This window comes from Frigoribacterium sp. CFBP 13707, assembly GCF_014842245.1.
Lineage (GTDB): Bacteria > Actinomycetota > Actinomycetes > Actinomycetales > Microbacteriaceae > Frigoribacterium > Frigoribacterium endophyticum.
Genome location: NZ_JACYVL010000001.1, coordinates 514,550 through 537,361 on the forward strand (window position 1 = coordinate 514,550; position 22,812 = coordinate 537,361).

Genomic DNA, 22,812 nt, shown 5'->3' on the forward strand with positions numbered 1-22,812 from the left:
TTCCGGATCTCGAGAGGAGGCGCGGTCAGCGTCGGGCGGGCTCGGCCGTGTGCACGAGGCCGGCGGCCACGTCGACGGCCGCGGCGACGTCGCCGTCGCCGGGGTAGAGCAGGGTGCGTCCGACGACGAGGCCGCGGACCCCGGGGAGGGCGAGGGCGTCGCCCCAGCGGGCGTAGGTCTCGTCGGGGTGGCCGGTGGGGTCGCCCCCGAGCAGGAGGGTCGGCAGCGTCGTCGACGCCATCACCCGCTCCATCTCGTCGACGACGGGCAGCTTCAGCCAGCTGTAGGCCGACGACTCCCCCAGGCCGGACGCGACGGCGACGGACTTGATGACGGCGTCGGCGGTGAGGTCGTTGACGACCCGTCCGTCGCGCCGGTCGCTCATGAAGGGCTCGAGCATGATCGGGAGGCGCAGCGCCGCGGACTCCGTGACGGCGCGGGCGGTCGCCTCGAGCGTCGCCGCGGTGCCCGGGTCGCCGAGGCCGATGCGCACGAGCAGCTTCGCGAAGTCGAGTCCCGCGGCCGCGATCGACGCCGCCGAGTAGGCGGTGAAGCGGTCGTCGAGCTCGAACGAGGCGCCCTGCAGGCCGCCCCGGTTCATGCTGCCGACGACGACCTTGCCGTCCAGTGCACCGAGCAGGGCGAGGTCCTCGACGATGTCCGGCGTGCCGAGGACTCCGTCCACGCCCGGTCGACCGAGGGCCACGACGAGGCGGCGGAGGAGGTCGTACCGGTCGGCCATCGCGGTCGCGTCGGCCCGGACGCCCAGGGCGCCCCGTGCCGGGTGGTCGGCCGCGACGATGAAGAGCTTGCCGTCACGCTCGAGCGGCCGGCGGCGCGTGCGCGAGGCGAGGACCTCGCCGAGACGCTCCGGCTCGGTCGCCCGGATCTCCCGGAGACGGTCGAACTGCGGGGCGGTGACCGCCTCGTCGACGCTGGTGGTCTGCTCAGGCACGGTGCGCCTCCTCGAGGACGGCCTCGACCTCCGCGGTCGTCGGCATGGCGGTGGAGCACTCGAAGCGGGTGGCGACGATGCCGCCGGCCGCGTTCGCGAAGCGGAGGGTGCGGTCGAGCGACCAGCCCTCGAGCAGGCCGTGGCAGAGGGCGCCGCCGAAGCCGTCGCCGGAGCCGAGGCCGTTGATGACGTCGACGAGGTGGGCGGGCACCTCGACGCGCTCGTCGCGGGTCTTGGCCAGCACGCCCTTCGGCCCCTGCTTCACGACGGCGAGCTCGACGCCCCGCTCGAGGAGCGCGTCGGCGGCCCGGTCGGGATCGGTCTCACCGACGGCGACCTCGCACTCCTCGCGGTTGCCGACGGCGACCGTGACGTGCTCGAGGGCGCGCTCGACCTCGCGGTGGGCGGCGTCGGGGCTGCTCCAGAACATCGGCCGGTAGTCGAGGTCGAGGATCGTCAGCGGCCGACGCGCCCGGGTCTGCCAGGCGATGTGGTGCGCCTGGCGGCTCGGTTCCTCGCTGAGGCCGGTGACGGTCGTCCAGAAGACCCCTGCCTGCTCGATGGCGGCGAGGTCCAGCGTGCCCGCGCTGATCATCAGGTCAGGGGCCTTCGGCTGGCGGTAGAAGTAGAGCGGGAAGTCGTCGGGCGGGAAGATCTCGCAGAACGTCACGGGCGTGGCCAGGCCCTCGACCGTGGAGATCAGTCGGGTCGAGACGCCGAGCCTCTCCAGCTCCTGGACCGCGTAGCGGCCGAACGGGTCGTTGCCCGTCCGCGTCAGGACCGCTGCTCGGCGGCCGTACCGTGCGGCCGCGATGGCCACGTTGGTGGCGCTGCCCCCGACGGACTTGCTGAACGTCTCGACCTGCTCGAGGGGAACGCCGGACTGCTGCGGGTAGATGTCGACGCCGATGCGGCCCATGGTGAGGACGTCGAGCGGGCTCGTGCTGTTCTCGGTGGTCACTTGGCGTCCTTCACGACGTAGATGGCTCCGGTGCTGAAGTCCTCCTCGAGCTGCTCGAGCGAGCGTCCGTTCGTCTCGGGCACCCGGGTGGCGGCGAAGACGAGGGAGGCGGCGTTCAGCACCGCGAAGATGAAGAAGGTCGTCGAAATGCCGATGCCCGCCACGAGGATGGGGAACAGCAGGCTGACGGCGAAGTTGGTCAGCCAGAGGATGAGCACGGTCAGGCCCATCCCGACGCCGCGCAGCTTCAGCGGGAAGATCTCGGAGAGCATCAGCCAGACCAGCGGCCCGATGGTGCCCTGCATGGTGCCGACGAAGCAGATGACGAAGATCAGCACGACGATCGCGCGGCCGAGGCCCTCGGGGATGAGGAGCGACGACAGGCCGATCAGCAGGTGGAAGACGGTCACGCCGGCGAAGCCGAACATGAGCATGTTGCGTCGGCCGACCTTGTTGATCACGCGCAGGGCGACGAGCATCGCGACGACCGCGATGACGCCGGCCCCGACGTTGGCGATGAGGGCACCGCTCTGGGAGAAGCCGGACTGCTGGAGCACCTGGGTGCCGTAGTACATGATCGAGTTGATGCCGGTGAGCTGCTGGGCGACGGCCAGCCCGATCCCGATGAACAGGATCTTGCGGAGCCAGGGCTCCGCCACGAGGTCGGCGAGACGGGCGCTCTTGGCCTCCTTCTCCTCCGCGGCGAGGAGGCGGACCTCGGCCATCTCGGCGACGGCCCGGTCGTCGGCACGGATCTGCTTGAGCACGGCGAGCGCATCGTCGTCACGGCCCTTGGCGATCAGCCAGCGCGGGCTCTCGGGGACCCGGAACATGCCGATGAAGAGGGCGATGGCGGGCAGGACGGCGACGGAGAGCATGTACCGCCACACGTTGTCGTGCTCGCCCCAGACGCTGCCGATGACGGCGTTGATGGTGAAGGCGGCCAGCTGGCCCGAGACGATCATGAGTTCGTTGCGGCTGACGAGCCCGCCGCGCTGCTCGGTCGGCGCGAGCTCGGCGAGGAAGACCGGGACGGTGACCGATGCCCCACCGACCGCGATGCCGAGGAAGAACCGTGCTCCCGTCAGGAACTCCCAGGTCGGGGCGAGCACGCAGGCCAGGGCGGCGAAGAAGAAGAGGATCGCGAGGGTGTTGATCGTGGGCTTGCGCCCGAACGCGTCGGAGACGCGGCCGATGAAGAACGCGCCGACCGCGGCGCCGACGAGGATGGCCGAGACCATGATCCCCTCGCTGGCGGGGGTCAGCCCGAGGCTCTCCTCCATCGAGTCGAGGGCGCCGTTGATGACGCCGGTGTCGTAGCCGAAGAGGAGACCGCCGAAGGTGGCGATGACCGCTACCGTCCCCAGTCTCTTCGTGTGCGGCCCTGAGACCAGGGCGGGGAGCGCCGTCCGAGGGCTGCTCCCTGACGTGTTGGTGACCACGAGTCCTCCGTTGGTAGTGGTTGCTCTCCCCAGCTTCGTCGCTGCGGGGCCGCCCTGGACCTCGACGACGTGATGAGACTACGCATGTCCGTATGTCCTGTCAATGTGCACGGAGGCGAGACGAGCGTCTCGGGCGGACACGTCCTGGAGAACCCGGGTCATGGCCAGTCTGGCGAGCAGCACCGACACTGGACAGGCGTCGGAGAGGCGGTCTGAGCGGGGCGCGCGGAGCTCGGTCGTCAGCCCGCGTGTCCCCTCGCCGCCACGAGGCTCGCGTGCTCACGGCCACGGTCGGCCGGACGAGCACCGGGACGGGGAGCGGTCCTGCCGAGCAGGTCACGTCCCTCTCGAGTCACGTGCCCCGGGAGGGCGACGCCCGGAGCGTTCTCCGCGAGACATCGTGGCCTCAGCGCGGGCGGGCCCCTCAGCGACCTCGTGACGAGGGCGGGAGTCGCGGTGGTGCCCCTGGAGGGACTCGAACCCCCAACCCTTTCCTTAGGACGGAACTGCTCTTCCATTGAGCTACAGAGGCTGACCCGGCGAGTCTACCGAACCCGCGCCCGCGCCTACGCGGCCGCGAGGAACGCGTCCCACTCCTCCTGCGGCCGCTCGACCCCGCGCACGACCCAGCCGACGCCGTGCGGCGCCTTCGGCTGCCAGCGCAGCGACCAGCCCATCTCGGCCGGCGTCCGGTCGCTCTTGACGTTGTTGCAGCGCAGGCAGCAGGCGACGAGGTTCTCCCAGCTGTCGGCGCCGCCGCGCGACCGCGGCTGCACGTGGTCGATGGTCGACGCCGTCGCGCCGCAGTAGGCGCAGCGGTGGGCGTCGCGCCGCAGCACTCCGCGCCGCGACACCGGCACCGACCGCGAGTGCGGGATCTTCACGTAGCGCGTCAGCACGATCACCGACGGGCGGTCGTAGGCGAAGCCGGTGCTGACCACGGGGTGCTCGGCGTCGGCCGCGAGCACCGTCGCCTTCTGGGTCATGACGAGCACGAGGGCTCGTCGGAACGAGACGACCGCGAGGGGCTCGTAACCGGCGTTGAGGACGAGAGTGCGCATGCTTTCCCTTTCGAAGCACCCTGGACGGCTTCCAGGGATTCGACTGCCCTCGGTGAGAGCTGGGCCAGCAGTCCGCAGACGAGAAGAGCACCGTCACGCGTGACGGTGCTCTGGTCATCGGGCGGGGTGTCGTATGTGCTCGCTCGACGACGCACCCATGGTGCGGGCGGCGGTCGAACGGCTCATGTGACGCTCCTGGTCTCAGCAGTGCTCCGAGAGCGCCAGGTTAACCCGCGAGAGCCGCCCTGCCTAGAGGCGGGGCGGCTCTTCACAGTCCGTTCACGAGCGCGGGAGGCGCGGTGCGGGAGGCGCGGGTCGGCTCAGACCCCGAAGCGCACGTAGTGCACGGCGCTCGTCCACAGCGGGCGGACGCTGACCGAGCCGCCGGGCTTCGGCGCGTCGAGGATCATCCCGTTGCCGGCGTAGAAGCCGTCGTGCGACCCGTCGTTGAAGATGACGACGTCGCCGGGCTGGGCCTCGGAGGCCGAGATCGGCGTGCCGAGCGCGCCCTGCGCGGTCACCGAGTGCGGCATCGAGATGCCGTACTGCGCGTAGACGAACATGACGAAGCCCGAGCAGTCGAAGCCGGCCGGGGTCGCGCCGCCGAAGACGTAGGGCGTGCCGACGTACTGCAGCGCCGTCTGGTAGACGTTCGCGAGGCTGAACGCGCCGGGGGTCGCGGTCGTTCCCGTGGCGGTCGAGCTCGCCGTGGCGGCCGTGCCCGAGCCGGAGAGGTACTCCGACGCGGTGGGGCCGGTGTAGCTGTCGTACGACGCGGCGAGCTGGGCCCGCTCGGCCTCGCGCTGCGAGGCGAGGGCCACCGCGGCGGCCGCGGCGTCGAGCGACTCCTGCGAGGTGGCGGTGTAGCCGTCGCGCGACGCGTCGGCGGCGGCGACCGTGGCGTCGACCGCGACGGTCTGGCCGTCGGCCTGGCGCGACGCCGACTCGGCGGCGGCCTCGCTCGAGCCGGTCGAGGCCGGCGCCGTCTGGGCGAAGGCCGGCAGGGCCATCGTGCCGAACAGGCCGGCGGTGAGGGTCATGACGGCGGCCGTGGCGACGGTCCGCTTGCCTCGCGACCGGCGGGTCGGTCGGGCGGCGGCGGCCTCGGCGGCCGCTGCCGCGAGGGCGGCGGCACGGACGGAGGAGCGCGTCGGGAGGTCGGCTCGGGTCGGGAGAGCGCTGCGGGGCGTGAGGTCGGTGCGGGTCTGGAGGTCGGTGCGGGGAGTGCGGAGGGCGTCGGGTGCGCCTCCGGGCTGGGTGGGCTCGGTGAGGGTCAAGAGGGCGGGTCTCCTGCGTCTCGACAACCCTAGGGAAGTTGCCCCATCCGTTCGTCAGTTCTCGACAAGCGACAGGAGACGGGTGCACGAGACGTCCTGCCACGGGCCTCCACGCCGGCTTCCTGGCGCGGGGACTCAGCGACCATACCTGAGGGAGGCGGTGAAATCATCCTCGAGGAGGACTTTTGTAACGAATCGGTAAAGGCCCGATGTGCCCGCCGTACGCCTCCTGGGAGCCGGCCGGGCGCCTCCCCCGGCTAGGCCGTGACGTAGATGTGCTGTGCGACCTCGGTCGGCAGCTCGAGGCCCTCGTCGTGGCCCTCGACGCGGACGAGCACGTAGGTGCCCGACTTGGTCACGGTCGCGACGCCGCCCGGGGTGACGCCCGCGTCGTGCAGCTGCTGCAGCAGCTCGGGCTCGAACTGCACCGGCTCGGCGAGGCGACGCACGGGTCGTGTGACGCCCTCAGGGTTCTCGGCGAGCACCGAGACGAGGTTGACGACGCCGTCGAGGAACCGCCCGGCCGGCGAGTCGCCGAGCTCGTCGAGCCCGGGGATGGGGTTGCCGTAGGGCGACTCGGTGGGGTGGTCGAGCATCTCGAGCAGACGGCGCTCGACCTGCTCGCTCATGACGTGCTCCCACCGGCAGGCCTCGTCGTGCACGTAGGCCCAGTCGAGCCCGATCACGTCGGCGAGCAGGCGCTCGGCCAGGCGGTGCTTGCGCATCACGTGGGTGGCCTTGCTGCGCCCCTCGGTCGTGAGCTCGAGGTGGCGGTCGCCGGAGACGACGACGAGCCCGTCGCGCTCCATGCGGGCGATGGTCTGCGAGACCGTCGGGCCGGAGTGGCCGAGTCGCTCGGAGATGCGCGCCCGGAGCGGCACGATGCCCTCTTCTTCGAGGTCGAGGATCGTGCGGAGGTACATCTCTGTGGTGTCGACGAGATCGGTCAACGGGGCCTCCCCAGGTGATGCGCGGACAACGTCGCAAGCTTACCCGGCCCGACGGGGAGCCTCGCGCGCCCCACTACGATCGACCCATGGCGGACATCTCCATTCCCACAGACCTGCTCCCCACCGACGGCCGCTTCGGCTGCGGCCCCTCGAAGATCCGCGGCGCTCAGCTCGAGCACCTCGTGACGGCCGGGGCCTCCCTGCTCGGCACGTCGCACCGCCAGGCCCCGGTCAAGCAGCTCGTGGGCCGCGTGCGCGCGGGCCTCGCCGAGCTCTTCGACCTGCCCGACGGCTACGAGGTCGTGCTCGGCAACGGCGGCTCGACCGCCTTCTGGGACGCCGCGGCGTTCGGCCTCGTCGAGCGCCGGGCCGAGAACCTCACATTCGGCGAGTTCGGCTCGAAGTTCGCCGCCGCGACGGCGACGCCGTGGCTCGAGGCCCCGCACGTCGTCCGCGCCGAGCCCGGCTCGCGCGCCGAGGTCGAGGTGCTCGAGGGGGTGGACGTCTACGCCTGGCCGCACAACGAGACGTCGACCGGCGTCATGGCGCCCGTCACCCGGGTCGCCGGCGACGCGGGGGCCCTCACCGTCGTCGACGCCACCAGCGCGGCCGGCGGCGTCGACTTCGACGCCTCGCAGGCCGACGTCTACTACTTCGCGCCGCAGAAGAACTTCGCCTCCGACGGCGGCCTCTGGCTGGCGCTCTTCTCGCCAGCGGCGATCGAGCGCGTCGAGCGCATCGCCGCGAGCGGCCGCTACGTGCCCGAGTTCCTCAGCCTGAAGAACGCGATCGACAACTCGCGCCTCGACCAGACCCTGAACACCCCCGCCCTCACGACCCTGCTGCTCCTGGAGGACCAGACCCGCTGGATCCTCGACAACGGCGGCCTCGCCTGGGCCGACGCCCGCACCCGCGAGTCGTCGTCGGCGCTGTACGACTGGGCCACCGCCTCCGAGTACGCCACGCCCTTCGTCGTCGACCCGTCGCACCGGTCGCAGGTCGTCGCGACGATCGACTTCGCCGAGTCGATCGACGCCGCCGCCGTGGCCGCGGCGCTGCGCGCCAACGGCATCGTCGACACCGAGCCGTACCGCAAGCTCGGCCGCAACCAGCTCCGCGTCGCGACGTTCACGGCCATCGAGCCCGACGACGTGCGCCAGCTGATCCGCTCGATCGAGCACGTGGTCGGCGCCCTCTAGGCCCCACCTCGCCGAGACCGCGGGACGCCCCCGTCACCGAGAGGTGGCGGGGGCGTCGTCGTGGGCCCAGGGACCGAGGAGTCGCGGGTCGGGTCGACCGGGTCAGCGGCGGCGACGTCGACGGCGCGGTGCGCTCTCCTCGCGGGGCGCCGCGTCGGAGTCGGAGTCGTCGTCCGAGTCGTCGGAGTCGGAGACTTCGTCGTCGTCGGAGTCGTCGTCCGAGCGGTCGTGCGAGTCGAGCCCGTCGATGTCGACGCCGTCGACGTCGCCACCGTGCACGACCGCCTGGGGCTCGTCGTCGTCGTCGGAGTCGTCGTCGTCCGAGTCGTCGTCGTCGTCGTCCGAGTCGTCATCGTCGTCGTCGTCGTCGTCGTCGTCGTCGTCGTCGTCGTCCGAGTCTTCGTCAGACTCGTCGTCGTCGTCCGACTCGTCGTCCTCGTCCTCGTCGGACTCGTCGTCCGCCCCCTGGGCGGCGAGGCGGTCGGCCCACGGCACCCACTCGGGCGCGACGAGCGCGTCGTCGCCGGGCAGCAGCTCGACCTCGAGCACGGTGGGCTCCTGGCCCTCGACCTGCGCGACGCTGACAGTCCACGCCCAGCCCGGGTAGCCGGGCAGCAGGGTGGCGAAGCGCACGCTGACGACGCCGTCGACCTCGTCGACCGGCTCGAGCTCGGCACCGATGGTGTCGGGCGGGGTGATCTCGGTGAGCGCCCGGCGAGCGAGCTCGGCGTGGGCCGACCCGGTCGGCTGCGCGGCGGCGTCAGACATCGAACGAGTCCGCGACGGTGCGGAGCAGCACGGCGATGCGGGCGCCGTTCTGCGGGTAGCGGCCGTGACGCAGGTCGCCGCCGGCCTTGTCGAGCACCTTCACGAGGTCCTCGACGATGACGGCCATGTCGTCGGCGGAGCGACGGTTCATCTTGGCGAGGCTCGGGGCGGCCTCGAGCACCCGGACGGAGAGGGCCTGGGCACCGCGCTTGCCGTCGGCGATGCCGAACTCCAGCCGGGTGCCGGCCTTGACGCCCACGGTGCCGGCGGGCAGGGCCGACGCGTGCAGGAACACCTCGGCGCCGTCATCGCTGGTGATGAAGCCGAAGCCCTTCTCGTCGTCGTAGAACTTGACCTTGCCGGTGGGCATGACGTGACTCCTCGTCGGGGGTTGGTGTCGGTGCTCGGTGGGGGTGCGCGGCCTCGGCCGCGGCTCCCGGGGGCTCCACCGCCCGGGTCTGCCGGACGGAGACCTCAGCTTAGGGCGCGCTCTCCGAGCACGCCCCACTATCCTGTGCACGTGGCAGAGATCAAAGACCCGACCGTGTCCGGCGGCGTCCATCGTACTGAACGCGTCCTGGTCTCCATGATCGCCGCCGTCGTGGGGCTCTCCGTGCTGGCCTTCCTGGCCCGCATCGTCGGCACCCTCGTCGGCGTCTCCGACTACACGGCGGGCGTCTGGCCCGCGGTGACCGTCCTGCCGCTGGTCGGCTTCCCCATCGCGATCCTGCTCATCATCGCCTTCGTCGTGGCCACCGTCGTCCGACGCGGTCGAGAGACCCGAGGCACCACACGCTAGCCGCAGCCGACGGCTGCGCGCCCCCAGGAGGACCCGCCCATGTCCAGTGCTCTCGACCTCGCCGGAGTCCTCCGCGACACCCCGCCCGACGAGCTGGTGCGGAGGCTCGCCCCACGGCTCGTCCGCGCCTCCTCGGTGAACGACGCCTTCGACCTCGCCGACACCCTCCTCGACCCCTCGTCCGTCCGTGACGCCCTGACGCGCCTCGACCGGACGGAGCTGCTCGTGCTCCAGGCGGCCCGCGTCCCGGGCGACGCCGACGCGCTGGCCGCGCGGCTCGACACCGTCTTCGACGTCGACAGCGACGGCGTGCGGGCGGCCGGCGACCACCTCGTCGACCTCTTCCTCGCCGTCCGCACCGGCGACTCCCTCAGCACCCTCGACGCGGTGGGCGAGCGGCTCGACGACGACCCCGAGCTCTCCCCCGCGCGGCTCGGCGCCGTGCACCCGCCCGTCGTGCTCGAGAGCGTCGGCGACGTCGACCGCGCCGCCGTCGACGCCCGGTCGGCCGAGCGGCTCTACGCCGTGGTGATCGAGGTCGCCGAGATCCTGCGCGCCCTCGACCGCTCGCCGGCCCGCGAGCTCGCCAAGGGCGGGCTCGCCCTGCCCGAGACGCGCCGCCTGGCCGAGGCCGCGCACCTCGACGTCGACGACGTGCCCGTCGTGCTCGCGATCGCGGCGCGGGCCGGGCTCGCCGCCTCGGGGCCCGACGGCTACGCGACCACCGCCGACGCCGTCGACTGGCTCGCCGCCTCCTGGCCCGACCGCTGGGAGCAGCTCACCCGGGCGTGGCTCGCGACCCTGCCGACCGAGATCCTCGCCGTGCTGTCGCAGCGGGTCGAGACGTCGTGGGGCGAGCCCCTGGCCGAGTTCACCGCGTGGGCCTACCCGGCAGGAGGCGCGTGGATCGGCGAGCGCCTCACCTCCTTCGAGCGGGCGGCCCAGCTGCTCGGCCTCACCTCGGGCGGCTCGCCGACCTCCGCCGCCGTCGCGCTCTTCCGCGAGGGGCCCGAGGCCGCGCGGGCCCGCGTCGCCGAGCTCCTGCCCGATGCGATCGACGAGGTGTACCTGCAGCACGACCTCACCGTCGTCTCGCCCGGCCCGCTCGCCCCGGCGCTCGACGCCCGCCTCCGCGTCGTCGCCGACGTCGAGAGCGCCGGCCTCGCCGCCACCTACCGCATCACCGAGGGCGGCATCCAGCGGGCGCTGACCCGGGGCGAGACGGCCGACAGCCTGCGCGAGTTCCTCTCCGGCATCTCGCTCTCGGGCATCCCGCAGCCGCTCGAGTACCTGATCCAGCAGTCGGCCGAGCGGCACGGGCGCTTCCGCGTCGCCGCCGCCGACCCCGCGGCCACCGACCTGCCCGAGGGCACGGCCTCGGTCGTCAGCGCCGTCGAGCGCTCCGACGTCGACACCCTCGAGGTCGACCACGCGCTCTCGCCCCTCGGGCTGCAGCGGCTCGACGGCCAGCGCGTCGCCAGCCGCTTCGAGCGCGAGACGGTGTTCTGGGCGCTCAGCGACGAGCGGTACCCGGTCGTGCTGGTCGACCCCGACGGCGACGAGTCGGCGCCGCCGGTGCGCCGTCGCCCGCGGCGACCGGCCCCGGTCGAGGCCCGCGACCCGCTCCGCGAGATGGTCGAGCGCCTCCGCGAAGCCGGCGCCGCGGCGGCGTCGGGCGGCAGCCCCGAGACGACCGACCGCGCCTGGATCGCCCGGCAGCTCGACGCCGCCGTGAAGGGCCGGCTCACGGTCACCGTGACCATCGCCATGCCCGACGGCAGCACCACCCACCTCGAGATGGAGCCCACCGGCATCGGCGGCGGACGCGTCCGGGGCCGCGACAAGAAGTCCGACGTCGAGCGCACGCTGCCGCTGTCGCACGTCGTCGCGGTGTCGAGCGCCACCTGAGCCGGCACCGGGCCGCTCCCCGTCACCCTGTGAGCGGTGTCGGGGGCCCCGCCTAGACTCGATCCTCATGACCGGCCCCCTGATCGTGCAGAGCGATCGAACCGTCCTGCTCGAGGTCGCGCACCCCGACGCAGGCGACGCCCGCCACGACCTCGCGGTCTTCGCGGAGCTCGAGCGTGCCCCCGAGCACGTCCACACCTACCGCATCACCCGACTCGGCCTCTGGAACGCCCGGGCCGCCGGCCACACGGCCGACGACATGCTCGGCACCCTCGAAAAGTACTCCAAGTTCCCGGTGCCGCAGAGCGTCAGCGTCGACATCGCCGAGACGGTCGCGCGCTACGGCCGCATCGTGATCGAGCGCGACGACGAGGGCGCCCTCGTGCTGCGGGGCACCGACTCCTCGGTGCTCAGCGAGGTCACGCGGGCCAAGAAGGTCGGCGAGCTGCTCGGCGTCCGCCGCAGCGACACCGAGTGGGAGCTCCTGCCCTGGGCCCGCGGCGAGGTCAAGCAGCAGCTGGTCAAGCTCGGCTGGCCCGCGGAGGACCACGCCGGCTACACCCCCGGCACCCCGCATGCGATCGAGCTCGACCCCGACGGCTGGGAGCTCCGCGGCTACCAGCAGCAGGCCATCGACAACTTCTTCGAGGGGGGCTCGGGCGTCGTGGTCCTCCCCTGCGGCGCGGGCAAGACCCTCGTCGGGGCGGGCGCGATGGCGAAGGCCGGCACGACGACGCTCATCCTCGTCACGAACACCGTGAGCGCGCGCCAGTGGCGCGACGAGCTCCTCAAGCGCACCTCCCTGACGGAGGACGAGATCGGCGAGTACTCGGGCTCCGTCAAGGAGGTCAAGCCGGTCACCATCGCGACGTACCAGATCCTCACCGCCCGACGCGGCGGCCAGTACACGCACCTCTCGCTGCTCGACGCCCTCGACTGGGGCCTCGTGGTCTACGACGAGGTGCACCTGCTCCCCGCACCGGTCTTCAAGCTGACCGCCGAGCTGCAGGCCCGGCGGCGGCTCGGCCTCACCGCGACGCTCGTGCGCGAGGACGGCCGCGAGAGCGACGTCTTCAGCCTGATCGGCCCCAAGCGCTTCGACGCCCCGTGGAAGGAGATCGAGGCGCAGGGCTACATCTCGCCGGCCAGCTGCTACGAGGTGCGGGTCGACCTGCCCCAGCACGACCGGCTCGAGTACGCCGCCGCCCCCGACGACGAGCGCTACCGCCTCGCCGCCACGGCGCCGGCCAAGCTCGACGTCGTCTCGCACCTGGTGCACCGCCACGAGGGCGAGCAGATCCTCGTCATCGGCCAGTACCTCGACCAGCTCGACGAGCTCGCCGCCGTGCTCGACGCCCCGACGCTCACGGGCGCGACGCCGATCGACGAGCGCGAGCGGCTCTTCCAGGCGTTCCGCGACGGCGAGCTCAAGGTGCTCGTCGTGTCGAAGGTGGCCAACTTCTCCGTCGACCTGCCCGAGGCGACCGTCGCGATCCAGGTCAGCGGCTCCTTCGGCTCCCGGCAGGAGGAGGCCCAGCGCCTCGGCCGCCTGCTCCGCCCCAAGAAGTCCGGCCTGCCGGCGTCGTTCTACACGCTCGTCAGCCGCGACACGGTCGACCAGGAGTTCGCGCAGAACCGTCAGCGCTTCCTCGCCGAGCAGGGCTACAGCTACACGATCCTCGACTCCCCCGCGCTGGCGGCATGAGCGACGCGCACGACCTGTCGCTGGGCGACGACGAGCTCTGGCGCGACAGCCTGCGGCGGGTGTTCCTGGCCGACCAGTCGGCGACGGCGACCTTCGGGCCGCTGGTCGCCTCCCTCGACCACGACGCGCTGGCGTTCGTCGGCCAGCAGGCGCGCGTCGCGGAGTGGGACGCCTCGGTGGTCGTCTCGGTCGAGCGCAGCTACGAGGTGCAGGGCGGGCTGCACGCCGGCTCCGTGCTGAGCGTCGTCACCTGGAGCCCCGACCCCGAGGTGCTCGAGCGCTCCGACCTCCTGGCGGGCTCGCCGGTCAAGGACCACCTCTTCGCCGGCCTGAGCGCCCTCGGCGAGCTGGACGACGCGGAGGAGGCGCGGGTCGTCTCGGCCCCGGTCGAGGCCTTCCCCGGGTGGCAGATCGCCCGCGCCTCCGGCTACACCGCCGTCCTCGAGCACCGCGACGGCGTGGCCTTCACCCTCGCCGTGCCCGACGAGCTGCTCGAGCTGACGACGCGCATCGCGCTCGTGCCCAACACGGACTGGCCCGGCGAGCACACGGCCCGGTGAGGGCGGGCACGCTGCGCTCACCCGGGTGACTCGCGCTCGGCTCACAGACAACACCGAGGAGGCGCGCAGATACTTGCGTGCATGAGTGACGGCCCCAAGATCCTGATCGTCGACGACGAGCCCAACATCCGCGACCTGCTGACCACGAGCCTGCGCTTCGCCGGCTTCGCGGTGCGAGCGGTCGGCAACGGCGCGCAGGCCATCTCGGCCGTGCTCGAGGAGGAGCCGGACCTGATCATCCTCGACGTGATGCTGCCTGACATGAACGGCTTCGGCGTCACCAAGCGCCTTCGCTCGTCGGGCTACACCTCCCCCATCCTCTTCCTCACCGCGAAGGACGACACGGAGGACAAGATCACCGGCCTCACCGTCGGCGGCGACGACTACGTGACGAAGCCGTTCAGCCTCGACGAGATCGTGGCGCGCATCAAGGCGATCCTGCGCCGCACCATGAACGAGGACGAGGACGCGATCATCCGCGCCGGCGAGCTCACCATGGACCAGGACACCCACGAGGTCACCATCGGCGACACGGCGATCGAGCTCAGCCCGACCGAGTTCAAGCTGCTCCGCTACCTGATGCTCAACCCGAACCGCGTGCTGTCGAAGGCCCAGATCCTCGACCACGTGTGGGAGTACGACTTCAACGGCGACGCCGGCATCGTCGAGAGCTACATCTCGTACCTGCGCCGCAAGCTCGACCAGTTCTCGGCCGAGCCGATCATCCAGACGAAGCGCGGCTTCGGCTACATGCTCAAGGCCGCCAAGGCCTGAGCCGCCCGAGCCCCGGCATCGTCGGCGGCGGACACCCTGCTCCAGCACTCTCCCGGGCGCCTGGGGGCCTCACCGGCTCCCAGGCGCCTCGCGCTAGATTGACCCCTCTATGCACGCACGCCTGTCGCAGTGGTGGAACGAGATCTCCATCCGCACGAAGATCACCGGCATCACGGTCACGCTGGTGACCCTCGGGCTGCTCGTCGCCGGCCTCGGCACGATGACCGTGCTGAGCACGTACCTCTACGGCCAGGTCGACATGTCGCTCGAGGCCGCGGCCAAGGGCTTCACCGGCGCGACGCCGAACACGACGAACGCGCAGTCGTGCACCGTCACGTTCGGCGACACGCGCAGCAGCTACGTCGCCCTGTACCGGGCCGACGGCACCCAGATCTGCGACAACAGCGACGAGCTGGCCGCGGGCACGGCCCCCGACCTCTCGTCCGTGCACATCCCCGCCGACGAGACCAACGACGAGGCCGAGAGCGTCTTCAACGAGGCCCACGACCAGCAGTGGCGGGTCTTCGCCTACAACACCACGCTGCAGACGACGTCGGGCGGGTCGGTCGAGCGCATCGACGCGACCATCGTCACCGGCACGAACCTCGCGGTCACCACGGCCCTGATCGGCCGGTTCAGCGGCATCTTCCTGGGCTTCGGCGTCTCGGTCGTCGTGCTCGGCGCCGCGCTCACCCGCCTGCTCGTCACCTCGACCTTCTCGCCGCTGCGCGACGTCGAGGCGACCGCGGCCCGGTTCGCGGACGGCGACTTCAGCCAGCGGCTCGACTCGACGACGCCCAACACCGAGGTCGGGCGCCTCAACCGCTCGCTCAACTCCATGCTCAGCCGGATCGACAGCGCGTTCGACGACCGGGCGCGCACCATCGACCAGATGCGCCGGTTCGTCGGCGACGCGAGCCACGAGCTGCGCACGCCCCTCGTCAGCCTGCGTGGCTACGCCGAGCTCTACCGGATGGGCGCCCTGACGAAGCCGGAGGACGTCGCCCAGGCGATGGACCGCATCGAGAAGGAGGCGATCCGCATGGGCGTGCTCGTGCAGGACCTCCTGGCGCTGGCCCGCCTCGACGAGTCGAAGCCGCTCGAGCTGGGCCCGGTCGACCTCGTGACGATCGCCCGCGACTCCGCCCTCGACACCATGGCGTCGAACCCCGACCGCGACATCGCGGTGGTCGTGCACGACCCGGTCGTGTCGGAGACCGGCGAGGAGGCGCCCGTCGGCCCGGACGCGCCCGCCAGCGTCCCCGAGACGGCCCTCGACCCCGGGGCGACGGGCCCCGTGTCGTTCGCGGGCGCGACCCTCGCCCGGCTGCGCAGCCTGCGGGCCCGCGCCACGCGGGCCGCCGACGAGGCCGCCGCCGGCACCGGTGACGGCACGGCCGGCCACGGCCCCGAGGCGCCCGCCGTCGTGCTCGGCGAGGAGAACAAGCTGCGGCAGGTGATCACGAACCTGATGGGCAACGCGATGCGCTTCACGGAGCACGACAGCCCCATCGAGCTCGTGGTGCAGTCCGACCCGGGCCGGGGCGTGGCGACGATCGACATCGTCGACCACGGTGAGGGGATCCCGCCGCAGATCCGCGAGAAGATCTTCCAGCGCTTCTGGCGCGCCGACTCGTCGCGCACCCGTGACACCGGAGGCTCGGGCCTGGGGCTGGCGATCGTGTCGGGCATCGTGGCGGCTCACCGGGGCAGCGTCGACGTCTTCGACACCCCCGGGGGCGGAGCCACCTTCCGCGTGGCCCTGCCGCTCTTCCCCGAGAACGGCGTCCCGCCCGAGACGCCGGCGACCGGCGTGCCCGGCCAGGCCCCCGCCTCCCCCGGCTCCGTCACGCTCGCGTAGCCCCCGCCTCCGCCGCTCCGTCCCGGTCGCCTAGCCCGCGCCTCCCTCGCTCCGTCCCGCTCGCGGCCCCTGCACGCCTCCGGCCTGCCCGCCGCCTCCCGGCTCGCGTCCCCCGGCGCGCCCGCCCCGCTCACCCGACGTCCGCCACGTCGTAATTTGAGAGAGATCGGGCGATCGAACGCCGGGGATCCCCGTGATCTGGTCCGCGGCGGACGGATCGCTCGCGTTCTTCCGCGGCCACGGGCAGCCCTCCTGCATGCCCAGAACGAGAGAGTTCACGGCGACAGCCCCCGAGAACGTGGTGCCGCAGAGCCCGTGGCCCAGGATCACTCTCAGATCACGAGCCCCGACCCGAGCGGCCGAGCGGACGCGGAGAGGCCGGGGGACGCGGGGAGGCCGGGCGGACGCCGAGCGGACGGGCACACGGGGCGCACCCCGGGAACGCCGAAGGGCGGCTCCCCCGGAGGGGAACCGCCCTTGAGCGTGGAACCGTGCGGACTAGAAGTCCATGCCACCCGTGGGGTCGCCGGCCGGGGCCGGGTTCTTCTCGGGCTTCTCGGCGACGACGGCCTCGGTGGTCAGGAACAGACCAGCGATGGAGGCGGCGTTCTGCAGGGCAGAGCGGGTCACCTTGGCCGGGTCGATGATGCCGGCGGCGATCATGTCGACGTACTCGCCGGTCGCGGCGTTGAGGCCGTGACCGATCGGGAGGCCGCGGACCTTGTCGGCGACGACGCCGGGCTCCATGCCCGCGTTGAAGGCGATCTGCTTCAGGGGAGCGTCGATCGCGACACGGACGATGTTCGCCCCGGTCGCCTCGTCGCCCTCGAGCTGCAGCTCGGCGAGGGCGGTCTTGCCGGCCTGGATGAGCGCGACGCCACCACCGGCGACGATGCCCTCCTCGACGGCGGCCTTCGCGTTGCGGACGGCGTCCTCGATGCGGTGCTTGCGCTCCTTGAGCTCCACCTCGGTCGCGGCACCTGCCTTGATGACGGCGACGCCGCCGGCGAGCTTGGCGAGGCGCTCCTGGAGCTTCTCGCGGTCGTAGTCGCTGTCGGTCGCCTCGATCTCGCTGCGGATCTGACGCACGCGGCCGGCGATCTGCTCGGCGTCGCCGGCACCCTCGACGATCGTGGTCTCGTCCTTCGTGATGACGACCTTGCGGGCACGGCCGAGCAGGTCGAGCGTGGCGTTCTCGAGCTTGAGGCCGACCTCCTCCGCGATGACCTGGCCACCGGTGAGGATGGCGATGTCCTGCAGCTGCGCCTTGCGACGGTCGCCGAAGCCGGGGGCCTTGACGGCGACCGACTTGAAGATGCCGCGGATCTTGTTCACGACGAGCGTGGCCAGGGCCTCGCCGTCGACGTCCTCCGCGATGATCAGGAGCTGCTTGCCCGACTGGATCACCTTGTCGACGATCGGCAGGAGGTCCTTGATGTTGGAGATCTTCGAGTTGACGATGAGCACGTAGGCGTCCTCGAAGACGGCCTCCTGGCGCTCGGGGTCGGTGACGAAGTACTGCGACAGGTAGCCCTTGTCGAAGCGCATGCCCTCGGTCAGCTCGAGCTCGGTGCCGAAGGTGTTCGACTCCTCGACGGTGACGACGCCCTCCTTGCCGACCTTGTCGATGGCCTCGGCGATGAGCGCACCGATGGTGGGGTCGGCGGCGGAGATCGAGGCGGTCGCCGCGATCTGCTCCTTGGTCTCGATGTCCTTCGCGTCGGCGAGGAGCTGAGCGGAGACCGCGGCGGCGGCCTTCTCGATGCCGCGCTTGAGCGAGATGGGGTCGGCACCGGCGGCGACGTTGCGGAGGCCCTCACGGACGAGCGCCTGGGCGAGCACGGTGGCGGTGGTGGTGCCGTCGCCGGCGACGTCGTCGGTCTTCTTGGCGACCTCCTTGACGAGCTCGGCACCGATCTTCTCGAACGGGTCGTCGAGCTCGATCTCCTTGGCGATGGAGACGCCGTCGTTCGTGATGGTGGGGGCGCCCCACTTCTTCTCGAGGACGACGTTGCGGCCGCGGGGGCCGAGCGTGACCTTCACCGCGTCGGCCAGGATGTTCAGGCCACGCTCGAGGCCGCGACGGGCCTCTTCGTCAAAAGCAATGATCTTAGCCATGTGTTACTCGTCCCTCCCGGACGTCATGAAGCAGAGGTACTTGGCACTCACCTGCGGCGAGTGCCAGAGCGATTCTGGCACTCCCACCTTGTGAGTGCAAGCCGTCCGGGCAGGCCCACGGCGAGCCCCCGGACGTGACGACGCCGCCCGCCCCGGGAGGGCGGACGGCGTCGTGTCGGAGGGGCCGAGGGGCCGAGGGGCGGAGCTCAGGCGAGCCGCACCGACTCCGCCTGCGGCCCCTTGCTCCCGGTGCCCACCTCGAAGACGACCGCCTGGCCCTCCTCGAGCACCTTGTAGCCGCTCATGTCGATGGCCGAGTAGTGCACGAAGACGTCCTGCCCGCCTCCCTCGACCGTGATGAAGCCGAAGCCCTTCTCCGCGTTGAACCACTTGACGGTCCCGTGTGCCATGGTGCTGCTCCCCTTGCTGTGTTCGTACGGCGGCCGGTCGGTGCCGGGGCCGGGTCGACGCAGTGGCCTGCGCACCCGAACGGTGCAGCCTCGCTCGTTCGGGGCGGGGCGGGCGGGCCGTAGGGGGCGACCAAGACCAGATGCTAGTGCGGCCCCCGGCGCCGACGACAGCCCCGAAGGCCGCAGAACGAACCCGCGGGCGCCCGTCGGCCCGATCCTTTACACGCCCGAAACAGAAGGGGCACGAGGAAGCCCCCGAGGAGGCGCGGAGCGGGGCCCCTGCCCCGGTCGCACCGCCCCCGCGCTCGCCCGCTACGACGAGAAGTCGGTGCCGAGCACGACGGTGATGGTCGCCCCCGGGAAGGCCGTGCTCTGCTGCGTCGCGTCGATGCCGAGCGACTCGGCGACGCCGAGCGCGGCCGCGCGGTCGGCGGCCGTGGCGTAGTAGACGGTGGAGGTGGCGGAGCGCTCGGGCGCGTTGCCCTGGCTGCCGACCGTCCAGCCGGCGGTGTCGAGCGTCGTCGCGGCCCGGCCGGCGAGGCCACTCGTCGTCGTCGCGTTGAGCACGGCGATCGTCGTCGAGGCGGGCACGTCGGAGGGGTCGGCCGCGGTGGCCGTCGGGGTCGGCGTCACGGCGGGCGTCTCGCCGGCGGCGTCGGTGGACCCGTCGGTCGCGGCCCCGTCGCCGTCGGTCGCCTCGTCGGACGGCTCGGTCGTCGCGTCGCCGGCCTCGGCCGAGCTGCTCGCGCTGGGGGCGACGAACTGGAAGCTGTCGTTGAGGACGCCCAGGGCGACCACCCCGGCGCCGACGAGGAGGCCGGTGGCGAGGGCCGCCCAGGCGACGACCACCCAGCCGCGCCCCCGGCGGGGCTCGGAGCGGTGCGCCCCGACCCTCTCCAGGTCGCGGGGCACCTCGTCGAAACGGTCGCGGGGGTACTTCGGCATGGTCTCCGTGGTCTTCCGGGTCAGCGGGGCGTGGGCCCGAACGAACGGTCGGCGCGGGCCCGGGCGCGCTGGTCGCGCAGGCGCTGCAGACGACCGACCACCAGGGGCGCGTAGGCCAGTGCAGCAGGTCGGTCGATGAGCGAGTTGAGCAACTGCTGATAGCGCGCGACGCCGAGCCCGAGCTCTCTCCGGATCAGCGCCTCCTTCTGGCCCGGCGTGGCCGGCGGGGACTGCTCCAGGTCGAGGATCGCGCGGTCGAGGGTCGACAACGCGCCCGCGCGCACGCCGGTGCCCCTGCTGCCCTCGTCGGTCACGTCCCGCCCTCTCGATCCTGGTCACCATAACGTCGGGGCGGGCCGTGACCGGGGAGGCGGGGCGCGGTTCGGCCCGTTCAGCCGACGGTCGTGAGGCGGGTGCCGTGGGCGTCGCCGACGGCGAGCGGCCGTCCGTCGAGCGCGAGCACCGCGAAGGCCGACGTGCGCTCGACGAGGGCCGGGTCGACGGCCCCGACGTCGTCGAGCAGGCCGATCCGCTCGTACGAGACCCAGGTGGCGCCGAGCCCCCGGACCGTGTCGACGAACTGCTGTCGTCGTCTGCCCGGCAGGTAGACGAGCGTGCCGGTCGAGACGACGACGAGACGTGCGTCGGCGGGCGCCGTCGCCGCGAGGGCCTCGAGGTCGTCGACGGCGTCGCCGCGGGCGACCCGGGGAGGCGCGGTGCGGGCGAGCGCGACCGCCCGCTCGAGCAGGTCGGCACGCTCCGTCGCCCCGGGCGGGAGCAGCGCGCGCAGCCAGGCGACGGCCTCGTCGTCGCGGACGTCGACGGGGTCGAGGTCGAGCCCGGCGCGCCAGACCACCGCCGGCAGCTCGACCGCGCCGAGCCCGGCGCCCGCTCCGCCGGGTGCGTCGTCGCCGCGGCCGTCCGTCACGTCGAGCGTCAGCTGGACGGGGCTGCGCGGGTCGCCCCACCGGACGTCGCCCGCGCGGTACGAGACGAGGTCGGGCAGCAGGCAGAGGCCGGCCGAGGCCCCCACCTCGAGCAGCGCGACCGGCTCGTCGAGGCGGGCCAGGGCGAGCGAGACCGGGCCGCTCCGGCGCAGGTCGTTCGTCTGCACGGCGCGTCGGCCGAGCTCCGCGACCACGGCGTCGGCGTGGTCGAGGAGCCAGCTCCGGAGGCGCGGCCAGGGCCCCGGGGGCGCACCCAGCCACCGGCACGTCGCGAGCACCAGGACGGGCTGGCGCCGCAACTCCGGCGCCCTCTCGACGACGGCCAGCGCGGCCTCGTCGGCGGCGAGGCCGGCGGCCAGCTCGGCCCAGCCGGGCGACCCCTCGGCGGCGGCCTGCGCCGAGTAGGCGAGGAAGCGGTCGGCGAGCGTCACGGGCCCGAGTCTAGGGAGCGCCGCGGGGCGTCACCCGGGGAATGGGGCTCAGCGGGACAGTGTTGGATGGGGAGTCCCCGAACGTGTCAGGAGTGCACCCATGACGAACGACAACAGCACGTACAAGGTCGAGAAGACCGACGAAGAATGGCGCCGCGAGCTCACCCCGGAGGAGTACTCGGTGCTCCGCCAGGCCGCGACGGAGCGCCCGTGGACGGGCGAGCTGCTCGACGAGGAGCGCGCCGGCACCTACGCCTGCGCCGCCTGCGGCGCCGAGCTCTTCAAGAGCGGCACCAAGTTCGACAGCGGCTGCGGCTGGCCGAGCTTCTACGAGTCCGTCCGGCCCGACGCCGTCGACCTGATCGAGGACTCCAGCCTCGGCATGGTCCGCACCGAGGTCCGCTGCGCGAACTGCGGCTCGCACCTCGGCCACGTCTTCCCCGACGGCTTCGGCACCCCGACCGGTGACCGCTACTGCATGAACTCGATCTCGCTGTCGTTCACCGAGGGCGACGCCGCCTCGACGGACTCGAAGTGACCGGCGTCGCCGACGCTGCCCGTCGGCGACGGTCACGGTCGAAGGTCACCGACGAGGCCCCGACGCGCGAGCAGCTGCTCAGCTACGTCGAGGCCGCGTCGACGGTGGCCGACCACTCGGGCCTGCACCCGTGGCGCCTGGTCGAGCTGCGCGGCGACGACCGTCGCGTGATCGGCCGGTCGCTGTCGGCGGCGACCGGGGCGGACGAGAAGTCGACCCGCAAGGCGGAGGAGAAGTCGCTCCGCGCGCCGCTCGTGATCGCGGTGGTGTCGTCGCCGGTGGAGAGCCGGAAGGTGCCCGAGTGGGAGCAGGAGTCGGTCGCCTCGGGCGTCGCCCACCTGCTGTCGCTCGTGCTCGACGACGAGGGCTGGGGCGTGATCTGGAAGACCGGGTCGGAGACCCGGCACCCGGTCGTGCAGGCCGCCCACGGGCTGACGGGCGACGAGAAGCTGCTGGGCTGGCTGTACGTCGGGGGCCACGGCGAGCGCGAGGCGAAGCCCCGCCGCCTGCTCGACCCGGCCGACTACGTCAGGCCGCTGACCGCGGGCTGACGGCGGCCGCTACCAAGTGCGGCGGCTGTTGCCCAGGACGGTCATCGGGATGCCGAACGACGCCGTCATCAGCACGATGCCGGCGAAGAAGATGAGCGCGTTGGGCTCGCCCGAGCCGAACGAGTACGCGAAGAGCGCGAAGCTCACGAAGAGCAGGACGATCGATCCGATCGCGGTCAGGATGTTGGTCATGGTGGCTCCTCGTCGTCACGGGCGGTGGCGCGCGGCCGACGCCGCCCGTCTACTTCACCACGTCGCCGTCGCCCGCGCCAATCCTGCGCCGAGCCTCGGCGGTGCGCCCCGCAGCGCCCGCGGCGAGCGCCGTGGTCGGTAGGATGGCCGAGCCCGCCGCCTTGGCGCAGTCCGGTAGCGCAGTGCTCTTGTAAAGCGAAGGTCGTCGGTTCGAATCCGACAGGCGGCTCCCCCGGCCCCGTGCCCGCCCTCCGGCGGCACGGGGCCTCTCCCGTCCCCCGCCGCTCCTCCTCCTCCTCCTCCTCCTCCTCCTCCTCCTCCTCCTCCGCGGCACCGTCCGTCGTCGACCGGGGTACAGCGATGCCGACAGACCCCGTCGCGCACCCCCGCGCGAGGGCGACCCGAGCTGGGGCTGACGACCCCCGGCGGCACGGAGCACGCTGGGAGGACGCCAGGGACC

The 22,812-nt window shown here is 72.5% G+C and carries 23 protein-coding genes and 2 tRNA genes; 10 read left to right on the forward strand and 15 right to left on the reverse strand.

Features of this window, described 5'->3' with window-relative positions; genetic code table 11:
* Positions 1–25: 25 nt before the first annotated feature.
* The 7 genes from IFT45_RS02280 to IFT45_RS02310 form a co-directional block, all read right to left on the reverse strand.
* Complete coding sequence (locus tag IFT45_RS02280) at positions 26–955, reverse strand: deoxyribose-phosphate aldolase (protein WP_192126489.1); 930 nt, start codon at positions 953–955, stop codon at positions 26–28.
* Positions 948–1,916, reverse strand: coding sequence for a 5-dehydro-2-deoxygluconokinase (iolC, locus tag IFT45_RS02285; protein WP_371810853.1), 969 nt, complete (start codon positions 1,914–1,916; stop codon positions 948–950). Before iolC ends, IFT45_RS02280 begins: the two co-directional genes overlap by 8 nt.
* Positions 1,913–3,358 carry a sugar porter family MFS transporter gene (locus IFT45_RS02290; RefSeq protein ID WP_192126491.1) on the reverse strand — a complete coding sequence of 482 codons (1,446 nt, stop codon included), beginning with the start codon at positions 3,356–3,358 and terminating at the stop codon, positions 1,913–1,915. The genes iolC and IFT45_RS02290 overlap by 4 nt, the downstream gene beginning before the upstream one ends.
* A gap of 457 nt (positions 3,359–3,815) precedes the next feature.
* A tRNA-Arg gene (locus tag IFT45_RS02295) sits at positions 3,816–3,890 on the reverse strand.
* A gap of 34 nt (positions 3,891–3,924) precedes the next feature.
* A complete protein-coding gene (locus IFT45_RS02300; protein ID WP_056056958.1) occupies positions 3,925–4,419 on the reverse strand; it encodes an HNH endonuclease in 495 nt (164 codons plus the stop codon).
* A 320-nt stretch (positions 4,420–4,739) separates the two neighbouring features.
* Positions 4,740–5,696, reverse strand: a complete 957-nt coding sequence (locus IFT45_RS02305) for a C40 family peptidase (RefSeq protein ID WP_192126493.1) — start codon at positions 5,694–5,696, stop codon at positions 4,740–4,742.
* Between the two features lie 257 nt (positions 5,697–5,953).
* Complete coding sequence (locus tag IFT45_RS02310) at positions 5,954–6,646, reverse strand: metal-dependent transcriptional regulator (RefSeq protein ID WP_056056961.1); 693 nt, start codon at positions 6,644–6,646, stop codon at positions 5,954–5,956.
* A gap of 86 nt (positions 6,647–6,732) precedes the next feature.
* On the opposite strand from IFT45_RS02310, the gene serC reads away from it, so the two are divergent.
* Positions 6,733–7,845 (forward strand): phosphoserine transaminase, encoded by a 1,113-nt coding sequence (serC, locus tag IFT45_RS02315; protein WP_056056963.1) that lies wholly within the window; start codon positions 6,733–6,735, stop codon positions 7,843–7,845.
* 102 nt (positions 7,846–7,947) lie between these two features.
* Here the strand turns inward: serC and IFT45_RS02320 are convergent, their stop codons facing one another.
* Together IFT45_RS02320 and IFT45_RS02325 are read right to left on the reverse strand one after the other, a co-directional pair.
* A complete protein-coding gene (locus IFT45_RS02320) occupies positions 7,948–8,613 on the reverse strand; it encodes a DUF3027 domain-containing protein (RefSeq protein ID WP_192126496.1) in 666 nt (221 codons plus the stop codon).
* Positions 8,606–8,983 carry a cold-shock protein gene (locus tag IFT45_RS02325; protein ID WP_056056967.1) on the reverse strand — a complete coding sequence of 126 codons (378 nt, stop codon included), beginning with the start codon at positions 8,981–8,983 and terminating at the stop codon, positions 8,606–8,608. Before IFT45_RS02325 ends, IFT45_RS02320 begins: the two co-directional genes overlap by 8 nt.
* Positions 8,984–9,133: 150 nt before the next feature.
* Between IFT45_RS02325 and IFT45_RS02330 the strand changes: the two genes are divergently transcribed.
* The 6 genes from IFT45_RS02330 (at position 9,134) to IFT45_RS02355 (ending at position 16,220) form a co-directional block, all read left to right on the forward strand.
* A complete protein-coding gene (locus tag IFT45_RS02330) occupies positions 9,134–9,412 on the forward strand; it encodes a hypothetical protein (RefSeq protein ID WP_156370090.1) in 279 nt (92 codons plus the stop codon).
* A gap of 39 nt (positions 9,413–9,451) precedes the next feature.
* Positions 9,452–11,320: a helicase-associated domain-containing protein gene (locus IFT45_RS02335; protein WP_192126498.1), complete on the forward strand. Its 1,869-nt coding sequence runs from the start codon at positions 9,452–9,454 to the stop codon at positions 11,318–11,320.
* A 67-nt stretch (positions 11,321–11,387) separates the two neighbouring features.
* Positions 11,388–13,025 (forward strand): DNA repair helicase XPB, encoded by a 1,638-nt coding sequence (locus IFT45_RS02340; RefSeq protein WP_056056974.1) that lies wholly within the window; start codon positions 11,388–11,390, stop codon positions 13,023–13,025.
* Positions 13,022–13,585, forward strand: coding sequence for a hypothetical protein (locus IFT45_RS02345; RefSeq protein WP_056056976.1), 564 nt, complete (start codon positions 13,022–13,024; stop codon positions 13,583–13,585). The genes IFT45_RS02340 and IFT45_RS02345 overlap by 4 nt, the downstream gene beginning before the upstream one ends.
* Before the next feature lie 81 nt (positions 13,586–13,666).
* Entirely contained in the window at positions 13,667–14,359 is a 693-nt protein-coding gene (locus tag IFT45_RS02350; RefSeq protein WP_056056979.1) for a response regulator transcription factor, read from the forward strand.
* Between the two features lie 109 nt (positions 14,360–14,468).
* Positions 14,469–16,220: a cell wall metabolism sensor histidine kinase WalK gene (locus IFT45_RS02355; protein WP_185233647.1), complete on the forward strand. Its 1,752-nt coding sequence runs from the start codon at positions 14,469–14,471 to the stop codon at positions 16,218–16,220.
* A gap of 498 nt (positions 16,221–16,718) precedes the next feature.
* Here IFT45_RS02355 and groL read toward each other — a convergent pair whose 3' ends face one another.
* The 5 genes from groL to IFT45_RS02380 all read right to left on the reverse strand — a co-directional run bounded on the left by groL (position 16,719) and on the right by IFT45_RS02380 (position 21,071).
* Positions 16,719–18,338 (reverse strand): chaperonin GroEL, encoded by a 1,620-nt coding sequence (gene groL, locus IFT45_RS02360; protein ID WP_056056983.1) that lies wholly within the window; start codon positions 18,336–18,338, stop codon positions 16,719–16,721.
* 206 nt (positions 18,339–18,544) lie between these two features.
* Positions 18,545–18,748, reverse strand: coding sequence for a cold-shock protein (locus IFT45_RS02365; protein ID WP_056056985.1), 204 nt, complete (start codon positions 18,746–18,748; stop codon positions 18,545–18,547).
* 312 nt (positions 18,749–19,060) lie between these two features.
* Positions 19,061–19,693: a LytR C-terminal domain-containing protein gene (locus IFT45_RS02370; RefSeq protein WP_185233649.1), complete on the reverse strand. Its 633-nt coding sequence runs from the start codon at positions 19,691–19,693 to the stop codon at positions 19,061–19,063.
* Positions 19,694–19,713: 20 nt separating this feature from the next.
* Complete coding sequence (locus IFT45_RS02375) at positions 19,714–20,007, reverse strand: DUF3263 domain-containing protein (protein ID WP_156370092.1); 294 nt, start codon at positions 20,005–20,007, stop codon at positions 19,714–19,716.
* Between the two features lie 77 nt (positions 20,008–20,084).
* Positions 20,085–21,071 (reverse strand): DUF2332 domain-containing protein, encoded by a 987-nt coding sequence (locus tag IFT45_RS02380; RefSeq protein ID WP_192126500.1) that lies wholly within the window; start codon positions 21,069–21,071, stop codon positions 20,085–20,087.
* 100 nt (positions 21,072–21,171) lie between these two features.
* Here IFT45_RS02380 and msrB point away from each other — a divergent pair, with 100 nt between their 5' ends.
* Together msrB and IFT45_RS02390 are read left to right on the forward strand one after the other, a co-directional pair.
* Positions 21,172–21,609 (forward strand): peptide-methionine (R)-S-oxide reductase MsrB, encoded by a 438-nt coding sequence (gene msrB, locus IFT45_RS02385; protein ID WP_056056991.1) that lies wholly within the window; start codon positions 21,172–21,174, stop codon positions 21,607–21,609.
* Positions 21,606–22,160 (forward strand): nitroreductase family protein, encoded by a 555-nt coding sequence (locus IFT45_RS02390; RefSeq protein WP_056056993.1) that lies wholly within the window; start codon positions 21,606–21,608, stop codon positions 22,158–22,160. The genes msrB and IFT45_RS02390 overlap by 4 nt, the downstream gene beginning before the upstream one ends.
* A 9-nt stretch (positions 22,161–22,169) precedes the next feature.
* On the opposite strand, the gene IFT45_RS02395 is transcribed toward IFT45_RS02390, so the two are convergent.
* On the reverse strand, positions 22,170–22,352 hold the full coding sequence (locus IFT45_RS02395; RefSeq protein WP_192126503.1) for a hypothetical protein: 183 nt from the start codon (positions 22,350–22,352) through the stop codon (positions 22,170–22,172).
* A 155-nt stretch (positions 22,353–22,507) separates the two neighbouring features.
* Between IFT45_RS02395 and IFT45_RS02400 the strand changes: the two genes are divergently transcribed.
* Positions 22,508–22,581: transfer RNA gene (locus tag IFT45_RS02400), tRNA-Thr, on the forward strand.
* Positions 22,582–22,812 lie beyond the last annotated feature (231 nt).